This is a genomic window from Sphingobium sp. YBL2, assembly GCF_000943805.1.
GTDB lineage: Bacteria > Pseudomonadota > Alphaproteobacteria > Sphingomonadales > Sphingomonadaceae > Sphingobium > Sphingobium fuliginis.
The window spans coordinates 4,617,795-4,632,344 of record NZ_CP010954.1; the positions used below are offsets into that span (position 1 = coordinate 4,617,795).

The 14,550-nt window shown below is 64.0% G+C and carries 12 protein-coding genes; 8 read left to right on the forward strand and 4 right to left on the reverse strand.

The features are described 5' to 3' along the window. The first annotated feature begins 73 nt into the window (after positions 1–73). The 6 genes from TZ53_RS21380 to TZ53_RS21405 are packed head-to-tail and all read left to right on the forward strand — an operon-like array spanning position 74 to position 4,969. Positions 74–943 carry a cytochrome c oxidase subunit II gene (locus tag TZ53_RS21380; protein ID WP_044662638.1) on the forward strand — a complete coding sequence of 290 codons (870 nt, stop codon included), beginning with the start codon at positions 74–76 and terminating at the stop codon, positions 941–943. Next, a complete protein-coding gene (locus TZ53_RS21385) occupies positions 943–2,673 on the forward strand; it encodes a cytochrome c oxidase subunit I (RefSeq protein ID WP_044662639.1) in 1,731 nt (576 codons plus the stop codon). The genes TZ53_RS21380 and TZ53_RS21385 overlap by 1 nt, the downstream gene beginning before the upstream one ends. Next, positions 2,670–3,245: a cytochrome c oxidase subunit 3 gene (locus TZ53_RS21390; protein ID WP_044662640.1), complete on the forward strand. Its 576-nt coding sequence runs from the start codon at positions 2,670–2,672 to the stop codon at positions 3,243–3,245. The genes TZ53_RS21385 and TZ53_RS21390 overlap by 4 nt, the downstream gene beginning before the upstream one ends. A gap of 12 nt (positions 3,246–3,257) precedes the next feature. Further along, on the forward strand, positions 3,258–3,944 hold the full coding sequence (locus tag TZ53_RS21395; protein ID WP_044662641.1) for a heme-copper oxidase subunit III family protein: 687 nt from the start codon (positions 3,258–3,260) through the stop codon (positions 3,942–3,944). Between the two features lie 8 nt (positions 3,945–3,952). After that, positions 3,953–4,291: a cytochrome C oxidase subunit IV family protein gene (locus tag TZ53_RS21400; RefSeq protein ID WP_025547798.1), complete on the forward strand. Its 339-nt coding sequence runs from the start codon at positions 3,953–3,955 to the stop codon at positions 4,289–4,291. 3 nt (positions 4,292–4,294) lie between these two features. Next, positions 4,295–4,969, forward strand: coding sequence for a c-type cytochrome (locus TZ53_RS21405; RefSeq protein ID WP_025547796.1), 675 nt, complete (start codon positions 4,295–4,297; stop codon positions 4,967–4,969). A gap of 101 nt (positions 4,970–5,070) precedes the next feature. Here TZ53_RS21405 and TZ53_RS21410 read toward each other — a convergent pair whose 3' ends face one another. Next, positions 5,071–5,310 (reverse strand): hypothetical protein, encoded by a 240-nt coding sequence (locus tag TZ53_RS21410; protein ID WP_025547794.1) that lies wholly within the window; start codon positions 5,308–5,310, stop codon positions 5,071–5,073. A 153-nt stretch (positions 5,311–5,463) separates the two neighbouring features. Between TZ53_RS21410 and TZ53_RS21415 the strand changes: the two genes are divergently transcribed. Next, positions 5,464–7,788 carry an arylsulfatase gene (locus TZ53_RS21415; protein ID WP_044662642.1) on the forward strand — a complete coding sequence of 775 codons (2,325 nt, stop codon included), beginning with the start codon at positions 5,464–5,466 and terminating at the stop codon, positions 7,786–7,788. A gap of 115 nt (positions 7,789–7,903) precedes the next feature. Here the strand turns inward: TZ53_RS21415 and TZ53_RS21420 are convergent, their stop codons facing one another. Next, positions 7,904–8,596, reverse strand: coding sequence for a TetR/AcrR family transcriptional regulator (locus TZ53_RS21420; protein ID WP_044662643.1), 693 nt, complete (start codon positions 8,594–8,596; stop codon positions 7,904–7,906). Beyond that, complete coding sequence (locus tag TZ53_RS21425; protein ID WP_044662644.1) at positions 8,593–10,176, reverse strand: Na+/H+ antiporter; 1,584 nt, start codon at positions 10,174–10,176, stop codon at positions 8,593–8,595. Before TZ53_RS21425 ends, TZ53_RS21420 begins: the two co-directional genes overlap by 4 nt. 313 nt (positions 10,177–10,489) lie before the next feature. Between TZ53_RS21425 and TZ53_RS21430 the strand changes: the two genes are divergently transcribed. Then, entirely contained in the window at positions 10,490–13,267 is a 2,778-nt protein-coding gene (locus tag TZ53_RS21430; protein WP_371873073.1) for a TonB-dependent receptor, read from the forward strand. Between the two features lie 215 nt (positions 13,268–13,482). On the opposite strand, the gene TZ53_RS21435 is transcribed toward TZ53_RS21430, so the two are convergent. Next, positions 13,483–14,505: a LacI family DNA-binding transcriptional regulator gene (locus TZ53_RS21435; protein WP_044662646.1), complete on the reverse strand. Its 1,023-nt coding sequence runs from the start codon at positions 14,503–14,505 to the stop codon at positions 13,483–13,485. Positions 14,506–14,550 lie beyond the last annotated feature (45 nt).

Sequence of the window (14,550 nt, forward strand, 5' to 3'; positions counted from 1 at the left end):
GCGGGTGTTACCGAGGCGACTCGAAATGCCGGACTGAAAGGCTGCGAGCGCCTGCCAATGTGGGAGAGGGCTTGTGCCGGTTGCGGTAGCCATCGCCATGCTCGTGGTCGGTTCGGTCGCCTTTCACCTGTTCAGTCCATGGTGGCGCACGCCCATCGCATCCAATTGGGGATCGATCGATTCCGCGCTCGACGTGACGCTCTGGATATGCGGGGCGGCCTTTGTCGGGCTGAACCTGTTCCTTGCCTGGGCGCTGGTCAAATATCGCCATCGCCCCGGCCATCGCGCCCATTATGAGCCGGAAAACCCTTCGCTGGAAAGGCGGCTGACATTCTGGACCGCCATCGGCATCGCCGGCATGCTGGCGCCGGGGCTCGCGGCCTGGGGCAAATATGTCTCGGTGCCGAAAGAAGCCACCGTCATCGAGGCGGTCGGCCAGCAATGGCAATGGTCCTTCCGCTATCCCGGTCCGGATGGCGTGCTGGGTGCGGCGGGGGTCAAATATATCACCCCCGACAATGGGCTGGGCCTCGATCCGCTCGACCCGTTCGGCCGGGATGACATATTGGTGGAAAGCGGCGACCTTCATCTGCCGGTCGGCAAGCCGGTGAAGATCGTGCTGCGCTCCAAGGACGTGCTGCACGACTTCTATGTGCCGGAATTCCGGGCCAAGATGGACCTCGTACCCGGCATCGTCACCTATTTCTGGCTGACCCCGACCAAGACGGGCACGTTCGACATCCTCTGCGCCGAACTGTGCGGCACCGGCCACCATGCGATGCGCGGCAAGGTGGTGGTGGAGACGCCCCAGGCCTTCGCGCAATGGCAGGCGCAGCAGAGCAGCTTCGGACAGATTCTGGCGGAGGCGCCGCCGGCCGCCATGTCGATCCTGCTGATCAAGGCCAATGCCTGTATCGTCCCTGCCTCCTGGAGCATTCGCTGATGGCTACCACCCTGGCCGACGACCTGCGCCCGCTGCATCATCCGCATAGCTGGGTCACCAAATATGTCTGGAGCCAGGATCACAAGGTCATCGCCATCCAATATAGCTGCACCGCCATCGGGATCGGGCTGGTGGCGCTGGTGCTGTCGGCGCTGATGCGGTTGCAGCTTGGGTTTCCGGGGGCTTTTCCGGCGATCCAGCCTGATAATTATCTGCAATTCGTGTCGATGCACGGCATGATCATGGTGGTCTATCTGCTGACGGCGCTGCTGCTGGGCGGCTTCGGCAATTATCTGATCCCGCTGATGATCGGGGCGCGGGACATGGTGTTCCCCTTCGTCAACATGCTGAGCTTCTGGTTCTATCTGCTGTCGGTGATCGTGCTGGTGGCGGGATTCTTCGTGCCGGGCGGGCCGACCGGGGCGGGATGGACGCTCTATCCGCCGCAGGCGATCAGCGAGGGGACGCCGGGGCATCAATGGGGCATCGTGACCATGCTGGTCAGCCTCGCCATCTTCGTCGCGGCCTTCACCATGGGCGGGTTGAATTATGTGACCACGGTGTTGCAGGCGCGGACCAGGGGCATGACGCTGATGCGGATGCCGCTGTCGGTGTGGGGCATCTTCACCGCTTCGGTGATGGGCCTGCTGGCCTTTCCGGCCTTGTTCGTCGCGGCGATCATGATGCTGTTCGATCATCTGGCGGGCACCAGCTTCTTCATGCCCACCATGCAGTCGATGGGTGCGATCACCCCGACGCAGGGCGGCAGCCCCCTCCTCTTCCAGCATCTCTTCTGGTTCTTCGGCCATCCCGAAGTCTATATCGTCGCCCTGCCCGCCTTCGGCATCGTGTCGGACCTGATCAGCGTCCATGCGCGGCGGAATATCTTCGGTTATCGCATGATGGTGTGGGCGATCGTGATCATCGGGGCGCTGAGCTTCCTGGTATGGGCGCATCATATGTATGTGAGCGGCATGAATCCCTATTTCGGGTTCTTCTTCGCCACGTCGACTTTGATCATCGCCATTCCGACGGCGATCAAGGTCTATAACTGGCTGCTGACCCTGTGGCGCGGCGACATCCATTTGCGGGTGCCGATGCTGTTCGCCATCGCCTTCATCTTCACCTTCATCCACGGCGGGCTGTCGGGGCTGTTTCTGGGCAATGTCAGTGTCGATGTGCCGTTGTCCGACACTTTCTTTGTCGTCGCGCATTTCCATATGGTGATGGGCGTGTCTCCGGTTCTGGTGATATTCGGCGCCATCTATCACTGGTATCCCAAGATATTCGGCAGGATGTGGAACGAAACTTTGGGGAAGCTCCATTTCTGGATCACTTTCCTGGGCGTCTATGCGATCTTCCTGCCGATGCATTATCTGGGGATTTTGGGGGTTCCGCGCCGTTATTACGCTCTGGGCGAGACGGCCTTCATCCCGCAATCGGTGCATCTCGCCAATGCGTGGATCAGCATTGCGGCGCTGGTCGTCTTCTGCGCGCAGGGGCTGTTCTTCTTCAACATGATCTGGAGCCTGTTCCGGGGGCCTCGCGCCGATCCCAATCCCTGGGGCGCGGCCAGCCTGGAATGGCTGACGCCCGACACGCCGCCGGCGCATGGCAATTGGGGGCCGCATCTGCCGGTCGTCTATCGCTGGGCCTATGATTATAGCGTGCCGGGGGCGGCGCGGGACTTCATTCCCCAGACGGAACCCCAAGTGGAACAGCGGGCATGACCATCCTCGCGCGCCTCACCGAAAAGAGCTGGGAGCCGGGCCCGCAGCCGGTGGAGCGGGATCGGCCGTCGGCGGGGGCGGTGGGGATGGTCGCCTATTTCGGCGTGGCCATGGTGATGTTCTCGCTGCTGCTGGCGGCCTATCTGATGCGCATGGGGCTGCATGCAGGCACGGAACATGTCCATGACTGGAAGCCCATGCCCGATCCGCCGCTGCTGTGGATCAATACGCTGGTGCTGGCGGCGAGCAGCGTCGCCTGGGAAGTGGCGCGGAGGGAACGGGCGGTTCGGGCGGCAATCGTCGGATCGGCGCTGGGGGTGCTGTTCCTTGGCGGGCAGTTGTTGCTCTGGCGGCATTATCAGGGGGCGGGCTATACGCTGTCGAGCAATCCGGCCAATGCCTTTTTCTATCTGCTGACGGCGCTGCATGGTCTGCACATCATCGGCGGGCTGTTTGCCGCCGGACGGGCGCTGGCGGCGGCCAATATGCGCAATGTCGCCCTTTGCGCGCTCTACTGGCATTTTCTGTTGATCGTCTGGCTGGTTCTCGCCGCTTTGCTGCTGTCGACTTGAGGATGTTCCGCCATGGCTCAGGCTGTCCCAGATAGAGAAGTCATCGCTCCCACGTTGAGGGAGATCGCGTCCGACTGGTCAGCCGATCAGGAAGTCTTCCGCCATACCCATTGGGGCAAGGCGATGATGTGGATCTTCCTGCTGAGCGACACCTTCATCTTTTCCTGCTTCCTGACCGGTTACATGACGATGCGGGCGTCGGCTGTACTGCCCTGGCCCAATACGGCGGAAGTGTTCGCCCTGAATATCGGCGGGCAGGAACTACCGCTCGTCCTGATCGCGATCATGACCTTTGCGCTGATCAGTTCCAGCGGCACCATGGCGATGGCCGTGAACTTCGGCTATCAGCGCGACCGGCGGAAAACGACGGCGCTGATGCTGATCACCGCCCTGTTCGGGCTTGTCTTCCTTGGCATGCAGGCGTTCGAATGGAGCAAGCTGATCTTCGAAGAGGGCGTGCGGCCCTGGTATAATCCGATGGGCGCGCCGCAATTTGGCGCGACCTTCTTCATGATCACCGGCTTTCACGGGCTACATGTGACCTGCGGGGTCATATTGCTGCTGATCATCGCGTCCAAGGTGGCGCGGGGACATTATGACAAGGCGGGCGATTATTCGGCGGTCGAGATCGCCGGGCTGTACTGGCACTTCGTCGATCTCGTCTGGGTGTTCATCTTCGCCTTCTTCTATCTCTGGTGAGGGGCTCCATGCAGCATGATCCTTCAGCGACCCATAAGGGCCAGCAACATCCGATCAGCCTGTATCTGAAGGTCTGGGGCCTGCTGTTCCTGCTCAGCGCCATGTCCTATCTGGTCGACTATATGCATGTGCAGGGGATCGTGCGCTGGGTGCTGATCGTGACCTTCATGTTGCTGAAGGCGGGGCTGATCCTGTCCATCTTCATGCATCTGGCGTGGGAGCGGCTGTCGCTGATCTATGCGATATTGGTGCCGCCGCTGGTGCTGCTGGTGCTGGTGCGGATCATGACGATCGAGGCGAATTACGCCTTCTGGACCCGCGCCATCTTCATGGGCGGAGGGGGGTGAGCCATGGGCCGGATGCATGGGATGGCGGTGGGACTGTGCGTTGCGGGAGCGGCGGTGACGGCGCTGGGGCTGGGATGGTTCAGCGACAAGCTCTATACGCGGGTGCGGCCGGGGGAGCTGGCCTATAAGCCGATGGACGAGATGCCGCCGCGAGTCGACATGGCGTCGATCCAGCGCGACTGGCCCGCCAGTTTCAGCGAGGCGGGGGAAGGCAGCCGGGTGATCGCCTATCATCGGGACATGCGGGGGAAAGCGCCGATGCCCGGGACGGGCGGCGGCGGGGCGGCGGCTGCTCCTCCGGTCGATCTGGGCACCCTGCTCGCCAGCGCGGATGCGGGGGTGGGGAAGCAGAAGGTGCAGCTTTGCATGAGTTGTCACGACTTCACCCAGGGCGGACCCAACCGCATCGGGCCTAATCTGTGGGGCGTGGTCGGGCGGCCGGTGGCGAGCCATGCGGGCTTTGCCTATTCGCCCGCCATGCAGGGACATAAGGGCAGTTGGAGCTATGAGTCGCTGTTCGCTTTCCTCGCCTCTCCGGGGCGCGAGGTGCCGGGAACGAAGATGAGCTTTGCCGGGCTGCGCAAGCCGGAGGATCGGGCGGCGGTGATCAAATATCTGGCGACCTTGGGGACGGGGGCGCCGCCTTTGCCGCAGCCGAAGGTGGTTGCGGCGCGATAGAGCGGTGGCGGCGGGTCGCATACCACCCCGCTCTTTTCTTGAAGAGAAGTGAAGCCGTTCGACAGGTTCAGGGCGAACGGGGCGTGGAGATGCCCGTGGCTTCAGGGGCTGGGCCGCCGCCAGTCTTCCTCGACCAGATAGCGGCTGAGGAATGTCGATCCCTGCCGCGCCGCCGTTCGCGCGATGTGGCGGCGGATGTCATGATCGGTCGATCCGAGCACGGTGCGAAAGGCCTCCATGGCGCTGGCGGTCGGTTCGCGTTTCAGATCGACATAAGGCTGGAAAATATCGCCCAGCGCCTGTTCCCACGCTTTCTCGATCTGGAGCAGCCGGTTTTCCATGGCGCGCCTCGTTCTGCATGAACCTCATCACAATATGGGACGACGAGGGCGGCGGGACAAGAGGAGGGAGGATGCGGTTCCGGCTTGACTTCAATCAACTGCGTTAATATGAAATCTGCACCATAGGATAATAATATTGCAGCAGGAGAGCCCATGTCCTCCCTTCGCGCCAAGCTCGGCCGGCAATGCCTGCCAGCCCTCCCCCTGCTGGCGCTCGCCATGCCGCCGGCCACGGCGCAGGACGCGCCCGCGCAAAAGGTCTATGGCCGCACGCCCGCCGAATCCTCTCCGCCCGCCTGGCCTCAACCGGTGCGCGCCGCCAGGGGCGCGCCCAATATCCTGCTGATCATGACCGACGATGTCGGTTTCGGGTCCAGCAGCACCTTCGGCGGACCGGTGCCTACGCCGACCTTCGACGCGCTGGCGAAGGCAGGGCTGCGTTACAATCAGTTCAACACCACCGCCATCTGCTCCCCCACGCGCGCCTCGCTGCTGACGGGGCGCAATCCGCAGGCGGTGGGCATGGGCTATGTCGCCAATTGGGCGACGGGCTATGACGGCTATAACAGCGTCATCCCCAAAAGCGCCGGGACGATGGCGCAGATATTGAAGGAAAATGGCTATAACACCGCCATGATCGGCAAGGGGCATGTGACCCCGGAATGGGAAATGAGCCGGGCCGGGCCGTTCGACCGCTGGCCGACCGGTCTGGGCTTCGAATATTTCTACGGCTTTCTGGGCGCCGACAGCAGCATGGCGGAACCCAATCTGGTCGAGAATATCAATCCGGTCACACCGCCCGCCGATCCCCGCTATCATCTGGAGCGCGATCTGGCCGACCATGCGATAGGCTGGATCGACAGCCAGCATGCGGCCGCCCCCGACAAGCCCTTCCTGCTCTATTATGCCACCGGCACGGCCCACGCGCCCAATCAGCCGCCCGCCGACTGGCTGAAGAAATTCCGGGGCAGGTTCGACGCGGGCTGGGACGTGCTGCGCGCCGAAACCGTGGCGCGGCAGAAGAAGCTGGGCGTCATTCCGCCCGGCACCGACGATGCGCCGCATCCGGGCACGCTGCCGCGCTGGGACAGTCTGACGCCAGACAGGAAGCGGCTCTATGCCCGCTATATGGAGGCCTATGCCGCTTCGCTCGCCTATGCCGACGAGCAGATCGGGCGGGTCATCCAGAAGCTGCGCGACAATGGCGAACTGGACAATACGCTGATCATCTACATCCAGGGCGACAATGGCGCGAGCGCGGAAGGCAGCTTCGACGGCAAGCTGTTCGAGCAGTCGGCGCTGAGCGGGGTCCGGGAAGACCCGTCCTACGCCCTCGCCCATATCGATGAGATCGGGACGAAGGACGCCTATAATCTGATGCCGGGCGGCTGGGGCTGGGCGATGAACGCGCCCTTCCCCTGGGCCAAGCGCTATGGATCGCATTTCGGCGGCACGCGCAACGGCATGGTGATCGCCTGGCCGGGGCATATCGAGGATGCCGGCGGCCTGCGCAGCCAGTTCCACCATGTCAGCGACATCATGCCCACCATATTGGAGGCGGCGGGGGTGAAAGCGCCGGAGATACTGGACGGCGTACCGCAACAGCCGATCACCGGGATCAGCATGGCCTACAGCTTCAGGGCCAGGGACGCGCCCTCCCGCCGCACCGTGCAGGTGTCGGCCATGGCGCAGAATCTCAGCATCTACAAGGATGGCTGGGTGGCCGCGACCGCGCCCATGGCGACCCCCTGGGAGCGGACGCCGCCCCCGCCGGTGCCGCTGGATCAACGGACCTGGCAGCTTTACGACACCCGCAGCGACTTCAGCGAGGCCCATGACGTCGCCGCCGCCAATCCGCGGAAGCTGGAGGCGCTGAAGGAGTCGTTCTGGGCGGAGGCCGCGCTGTCCAACATTCTGCCCATCCACGGCAGCGAGGGCGGGCAGAAGGGCAGGCCAGACCCCAATGAGGGGCGGACGAACTTCGTCTACAGCGCGCCCGTCAGCCATATTCCGGAAAGCGCCGCGCCGGCCCTGATCGGGCGATCCTTCGCGATCACGGCGAAGCTCGGCATAGCGGCGGAGGGCGGCAAGGGCGTCATCGTCGCGCAGGGCGGACGCTTCGGCGGCTACAGCCTGTTCTTCGACCGGGGGAGGATTGCCTTCACCTATAATCTGACGCCCGCGCATATGACGCGGATCGTGGCGCCTGCGCCATTGGCGGCCGGCGCGCATGTCGTCGGGCTGGACTTCGCGATGGACAGGGCAGCCCCGACCAGCGGCGCCACCGTCACGCTGACCGTCGATGGCAAGGCGGTGGCGCAAGGGCGGGTCGAACGGACCTTCGCGCAGGTGGTTTCGCATACGGAAGACTTCGACATCGGCATGGACCTGGTGAGCCCCGTCGACCCGGCGGCCTATGACAGCGCGGCGAGCCGGTTCAACGGGCCGCTGGACCGGGTCGAGGTGACGATCAGATAAGCTGCCGGGCGCCGCGCCTCCGCAAAGGGACCCGAACGAGACGAGCGGCTAGCGGGAGCGCGGTTTCAACGGTGGGATTCGGCTTCATCGGCGCGTCCGGAACCGAAGGGCCGTATCAGCCGAGGCCGTCGAACCATTCCTCTACGGAGGCGGGCACGCCCTTGTCCTCCGGCCCCGCCAGCAGGCTGGCGCAGGCGGCTCGCATCACGTCGCGCACATGCGCCTGCAACGGCACCGCGCTATCCTGCGGCTCGCCATGGTCCCAGCGGACCAGCACGCATTGCAGCATCATGTTGCAGAGCAGGATGCGATTGCGGGCGATGTCCGGGTGCACATGCCCGACCAGCGCCGTCAAATGCCCCATCAGGCGCATCAGGTTCGGCGCCTTGTCCCGCACCTGTGCAAGCAGGCCGGCGTTCAGCGACCAGTAGCGCGTCGCGAAATGCAGCATGAACGCCGCATAGGGATGGCGTCCCCGGCCATCGGCCAGATGGAGCTGCGGCAGGAACAATATGCCGAGCAGCGCCATCGGATCGTCCAGCCTGCCCTGCCGTTCCAGCCTGTCCAGCATCCCGCCCCGCACGCCCTCCATCTTCTCGGCACGGCTCGCGAAGATGGCGGAGAGCAGCCCTTCCTTCGATCCGAAATAATAGGTCACCGCATTGGTGTCGCCGCAACGGGCGGCGGCCGCGATCTCCCGCATCGAAACGGCGTCGATGCCCCGCTCCGCGAACAGCGCCTCGGCCGCCTCGATCAGCCGCAGCGCGGCGGGGATGGCATGGCGCCTGGGGTGACGTCGGTCGGTCATGCCTTGGCGGACAGGGCGCTCAGTTCCTCCAGATCGAGGTCGCGTTCCAGTTCCTGCAACGTATGTTCATCGATCTCTCCTGTGCGGTGGAGGCGCAGCAGTTCCGCCCGCCCGGCGGCTATGGCCTTCAGCACCAGGTCGAAATGGGCGTGGAGCGTCTCCGAAAACTGCGCCTCCTGCCCGGCATAATTGGCGGAAAGTTCGGCATGGCGCTGATAGCGCTCCAGCAGCCGGGGGTGGAGCAGCCTGCCTTGCGCATCATAGGCGTGCACCTCCACGACGCGGACCTGCGCCTGCGCCATGGCGGCTTCCGCCTCGCTCATCGTCATGCGCGGACGGTCGCTTTCCGGTTCCTCCAGCTTCACCAGCCGGATCACGGCGCCCAGGGTCGTCCCTTGCAGCAATACGGTGCCGATGATGACCGCGAAGGCGGCCGTCAAGATGAAGTCGCGTCCGGGGAAATCGGCCGGCACGCTGAGCGCGACCGCCAACGTCACCACGCCGCGCATCCCGGCCCAGCCCAATATGGCCGCCGCCCGGAATCCCAGCGGGCGATAGCCGCAAAGACCCGTCGCCCTGAGCCCCGCGATCACCGCGTCGGAACCGAAAACCCAAATGAAGCGTGCGGCGGTGAGCGCGGCCAGTATCGCCAATATCGGCAGCGCCATTTCGTCCAGCACGACGCCGAAACCGCCGACGCGATCGATCACGCCGCGCAGCGACGAACCGATCAGCAGGAAGACGAACGCCTCCATCAGGAAGATCATCACCGCCCAGAAGGCCGTGCCGTTCATCCGCACCATCGCGGGGAAGACGACATGCTGGTACCAGCCGCAGATAAGGCCGGTGGTGACGGTCGCGATCACGCCGGAGGCATGGATGGATTCCGCCAGCAGATAGGACGCCCATGGCGCCAGCAGGGAGGAGGCGATCATCAGATATTTGTCGTCGAGCCGCTTGACCGTCAGCACCCAGAGCGCGCCGATGACCGCCCCGACCAGCGCCCCGCCCACGGCCAGCAGGGCAAAGCTCTGCAAGGCGTCGACCATGCTGAACGCGCCGGTGACGCCGGCCGCTATGGCGAAGCGAAAGAGCACCAGCCCCGTGGCGTCGTTGAACAGGCTTTCCCCCTCCAACAGGATGGAGAGGCGACGGGGCAGGTGGACATGCTGCAACACCGCGCGGGCCGATACGGCGTCGGGCGGCGAGACGATGGCGCCCAGGGCTGCGCATGCCGCCCAGGGGAGGCCGGGCACCAGCCAGTGCGCGACCGCCGCGACCACGGCTGTGGTGAAGACCACCGCGCCCAGGGCCAGCGCTAATATGCCGAACATATGCCGCCGCAAGTGACGCAGGGCGATGAACCAGGCGCCGTCCATCAGCAGCGGCGGCAGGAAGATCACCAGCACCAGTTGCGGATCGAGCGAGATCACCGGCAGGCCGGGCAGGAAAGCGAACAGCGCGCCCCCCGCCAGCAGCGCGACGGCGGGCGGCAGGCCCAGCCTGTTCGCGGCATAATGCAGGACGATGATCGCCAGCAGCATGACGATCACCAGTTCGAACAACTGCATCGGGTGCATTGGCCCTCCCCCCCGTCCATCCGCATCATGGCCATATGACATGGAAATCCATCGGCCGACGATGAAAATGCCAGCAGCGCCAGCAGTTTCAAGAGGCGTCTTCCATGCAGCGAAATTCCCCGAAACCGTAGAGGAAAGCGGCGCGCCACTGGCCGCCGGACGGATGTAATTTCACGATAGTCATGGTTTTTCAAATAGATAGCGGATCATACTGAATACGTATGTGGGATTCTGTGCAGACCATGGGCGGCGCGGCTATCGGTGACGGCAAGAAACACAAGCAATGCGTCTTGGGGAGGGTCCACAAATGCACATGTCCCATCATTCCATCCTGCGCGCGGCCCTTCTGGCCGGCGCTTCGCTGTCGGTCGCGGCGGCAGCCTCCGCTCAGACCGCGGCTGAGACCACCGCCCCCGCCGAGCCGCAGGGAGAGGCCATCGTCGTCACCGGCATCCGCGCATCGCTCGCCTCCGCCGCGAAGCTGAAGCGGGATTCTGTGCTGATCGTGGATTCCATCTCCGCCGAGGATGTCGGCAAGCTGCCCGACGTGTCCATCGCGGATTCGCTCGCCCGCCTGCCCGGCGTGACGGCGCAGCGGCTGGAGGGGCGCGACCAGCGTCTGTCGATCCGTGGACTTGGTCCCGATTTCTCCACCACGCTGCTCAACGGGCGCGAGCAGGTGACGGTGGGCGACAATCGCGGCGTCGAATATGACCAATATCCGTCCGAATTCTTCCAGAACGTCAATGTGTACAAGAGCGCCGACGCGGCGCTGATCGCGGCGGGGATTTCCGGCACGGTCGACCTGCGCATGCTGCGCCCGCTGGACAAGAAGGACCGCGTGATGGCGGTGTCGCTGCGCGGGCAGATGAACGGGATGGACAAGCTCAATCCCGACGGCAAGCGCTACGGCTATCGCGCTTCGGCCACCTATATCGACCAGTTCGCGGACGACACGCTGGGCCTGTCGCTGGGCTTTTCCGCCTCGCAAACGCCCTCCCAGAACGAACGGTTCAATTCCTGGGGCTATCCTTCCGCTCCCGACGGCACGCTCATCATCGGCGGCGCGAAGCCCTATGTGCAATCGAACCTGCTGAAGCGCTATGGCGCGGTGGGCACGCTGGAATGGCAGCCCAGCGACGATTTCCATTCGACCTTCGATGTGCTGGCGTCGCATTTCGAGGAAGAACAGCGGCTGCGCGGCATCGAATTCCCGCTGGTCTGGGGCACCGATGTCGGCGTCAGCGACGTGACGGTCGAAAACGGCTTCGTCACCGCTGCGACCTTCAGCAATGTCTATGGCGTGCAGCGCAACGACTATAACAAGCGCAAGGCCGACATGATCTCGCTGGGGTGGAACAATGACATCCGCCTGAACGATGCGCTGAAACTCAATGTCGATGCGAGCTGGTCGCGGGCCAAGCGCACCGACTTCCTGCTGGAGACCTATTCGGGCACCGGCTATCTGCGTTCCGGCGTGCCGGACACCGTGCGGGTGGAACGCCAGTCGAACGGATTGTTCCACATCGCCCCGACGCTCGACTATACCGATACCGGCATCATCAGCCTGACCGATCCCAATGGCTGGGGCTATAACGGCACGACCGCGGTGGTGCAGGCGGGTTTCCTCAACCGGCCGAAATTCATCGACGACATGAAGTCGTTCCGCGCGAACCTGGTCGGGGACATTTCAGGCAGTCTCTTCTCCCAATGGGAAATCGGCGGCAATTATAGCCGGCGCAAGAAGACCAGCGCCTATACATCCTATTTCCTCTGTCCGCCGGGCGGCACGGACTGCACCATCGCCGGCGGGACGCCGGGATCGGTGGCGGTGCCGAACGAAGCGCTGCTGGGATCGAACGTCTCGCTCGATTATCTGGGCGTGCCGGCGATGCTGACGCTGAACCCGCTCTATCTGTACGACAATGTGCTGGATGCGGTGTATGATAACCGCCCCGGCTCGCTGGTTCGCGACAATGTGGTGAAGGAAGACGTGTTCACCGGCTATGCGAAGCTCAGCATGGACGGGGAACTGGGCGGAAAGCCGCTGAAGGGCGCGATCGGCGTGCAGGTGATCCATTCGCGGCAGGCATCGACCGGCACGATTTCCAACTTCGCCAACGGCGTGGTGACGATACTGCCGGTGTCGGGCAAGGACAGCTACACCAACGTCCTGCCAAGCGCGCAGATTTCGGTGGAACTGGAGCCGAGCTTCTTCGTGAAGCTGGGCGCGGCGCAGACCATGGTGCGTCCGCGTCTGGACCAGGAGCGGATCAACCAGGAGTTCAAATATAATTTGAGCTATGTCGGAATCGGATCTTCCGATCCGCAGTTCAGTCCGTTCAAGTCAGAGGGCGGCAACATCTTCCTGCGTCCTTATCAGTCGACCAATATCGACCTGTCGCTGGAGAAATATTTCCGGGGCGGCGGTTATGTATCGGTCTCCGGCTTCTTCAAGAACCTGACCGACTTCGTCGATCCCAACAACAATATCGCTTACGACTTTTCCGCCGTTCTGCCGACATTGCCGGCCGATCAGCGCGACGCCATTCTGGCCGACGGAAGCTATATCGGGCTGGTGAAGTCGCCCGCCAATACCGGCAAGGGCACGATCATGGGCGTAGAGGCGACCGCGTCGCTGCCGTTCAAGCTGTTCAGCCCGGCGCTCGACGGCTTCGGCATCTTCGCCAGCGGGTCCTATACGCATAGCGAGGTCGAATATGGCAGCAATCCGACCGAAAGCGTCACCCTGCCCGGCCTGTCGAAATGGGTCGCCAGCGGCACCGCCTATTTCGAGAAGGCGGGTTTCCAGGCGCGGGTGAGCTATCGTTACCGCTCCTCATTCCTGGGCGAGGTGGCGGGGCTTTCGGCGGCGCCGACCTTCCGCACGGCGAAGGCCGAGGGCATTCTCGATGCGCAGATCGGCTATGAGTTCCAGTCCGGGCCGCTTCAGGGGCTTTCGATCCTGTTGCAGGGCAAGAACCTGACCGATCAGCCCTTCGTCACCTATCAGAATGACGATCCGCGGCAGGTGATCGACTATCAGCGCTATGGCCGGGATTATTATCTGGGTCTGACTTACAAGTTTTAACGTCCCCCGACTGCCTGACTGCACGCAGGCAGTTCTCCCCCGGACCGCCGCCCCTTTCAGGGGTGGCGGTCCTCCCTTTTTATGTTCCCCTCCCGTAGACGGGAGGGGTTAGGGGTGGGTGCGAGCGGAGCGAGCTTCTTCACTATCGGTTAGGGAGGAACGCCGCTGCGCGGCTTGCCCACCCCCGGCCCCTCCCGCTTGCGGGAGGGGAGAAGTCAGGCGGTCATTCTTGTGACCAGTCTTGGCGCGAGCAGCGTGGGCTCCACCGGCTTGCGGTCGATCTGGCCGATCAGCGCGTCCACCAGCACCTCGCCCGCGCGCAGATAGTCCTGGGCGACGGTGGTCAGCGGCGGGCGCGTCAGGCTGGCGGCGGGGATGTCGTCGAAGCCGATCAGCGCCACATCCTGCGGCACGCGCATGCCCGCTTCGTCCAGCGCCCGCATCGCACCGATGGCGATCAGATCCGACCCGGCGAAAATCGCGTCGAAGGGCAGGCCGCGCGCGATCAGGCGGCTGGCCGCCTCATGCCCCGACTGTTCGGTCGAGAGGGCGTCGACATGCAGGCCGATGTCGACCAGCAATCCGGCCTCCCGCATCGCCTCGGTCAGTCCGGCATAGCGGTCGCGGAATTCGGGATAGCGGCTCGACGCATCGCCCAGGAAGGCGATGGTCCGGCGCCCCCGCTCGATCAGATGCTGTCCCGCTTCGCGTCCGCCCCGCCGGTTGTCGCAGCCGATGGTCATGCCCAGCGCATTGGGGTCGACCGATCCCCAGCGCACGAAATGGGTGCCCTGCGCCACCAGTTGCTCCAGCCGGGCGCGATAGCTTTCATAATCGCCATAGCCCAGCAGGATGATGCCGTCGGCCTTGCGGCTGTCCTCATAATCGACATGCCAGTCGGTCGAAAGCTGCTGGAAGGAGGTCAGCAGGTCGTAGCCCCGCTTGGCGCAGGTTTGCAGGATCGGCCCCAGCATCGAGAGGAAGAAGGGATTGATATAGCTTTCATCGGGCAGCAGATCTTCGAAGAAGAGCAGCGCCAGCGTGTTGCTCTTGCCCCGGCGGAGGGAGGAAGCGTTCTTGTCCACCGTATAGTTGAGCTGGCGGGCGATGGCCTCGATCCGCTTGCGGGTGGCTTCGCTGACGGTGCGGTCGCCGCGCAGGGCCCGGGACACGGTCGGCTGGGAAACCCCCGCAAGCGTCGCGATGTCGAAGGACGTCGGTTTTTCGTTCACGGCCATCGCGCGATCCTACGCCCTGCCCCGGATATTGGAAAGATAAGCTTT

Coding starts and splice junctions, on each gene's coding strand:
- TZ53_RS21400 (WP_025547798.1), top strand. CDS start 3,953: ATGCAGCATGATCCTTCAGCGACCCATAAGGGCCAGCAACATCCGATC.
- TZ53_RS21420 (WP_044662643.1), bottom strand. CDS start 8,596: ATGACCGACCGACGTCACCCCAGGCGCCATGCCATCCCCGCCGCGCTG.
- TZ53_RS21430 (WP_371873073.1), top strand. CDS start 10,490: ATGTCCCATCATTCCATCCTGCGCGCGGCCCTTCTGGCCGGCGCTTCG.
- TZ53_RS21435 (WP_044662646.1), bottom strand. CDS start 14,505: ATGGCCGTGAACGAAAAACCGACGTCCTTCGACATCGCGACGCTTGCG.
- TZ53_RS21410 (WP_025547794.1), bottom strand. CDS start 5,310: ATGGAAAACCGGCTGCTCCAGATCGAGAAAGCGTGGGAACAGGCGCTG.
- TZ53_RS21385 (WP_044662639.1), top strand. CDS start 943: ATGGCTACCACCCTGGCCGACGACCTGCGCCCGCTGCATCATCCGCAT.
- TZ53_RS21390 (WP_044662640.1), top strand. CDS start 2,670: ATGACCATCCTCGCGCGCCTCACCGAAAAGAGCTGGGAGCCGGGCCCG.
- TZ53_RS21425 (WP_044662644.1), bottom strand. CDS start 10,176: ATGCACCCGATGCAGTTGTTCGAACTGGTGATCGTCATGCTGCTGGCG.
- TZ53_RS21405 (WP_025547796.1), top strand. CDS start 4,295: ATGGGCCGGATGCATGGGATGGCGGTGGGACTGTGCGTTGCGGGAGCG.
- TZ53_RS21415 (WP_044662642.1), top strand. CDS start 5,464: ATGTCCTCCCTTCGCGCCAAGCTCGGCCGGCAATGCCTGCCAGCCCTC.
- TZ53_RS21395 (WP_044662641.1), top strand. CDS start 3,258: ATGGCTCAGGCTGTCCCAGATAGAGAAGTCATCGCTCCCACGTTGAGG.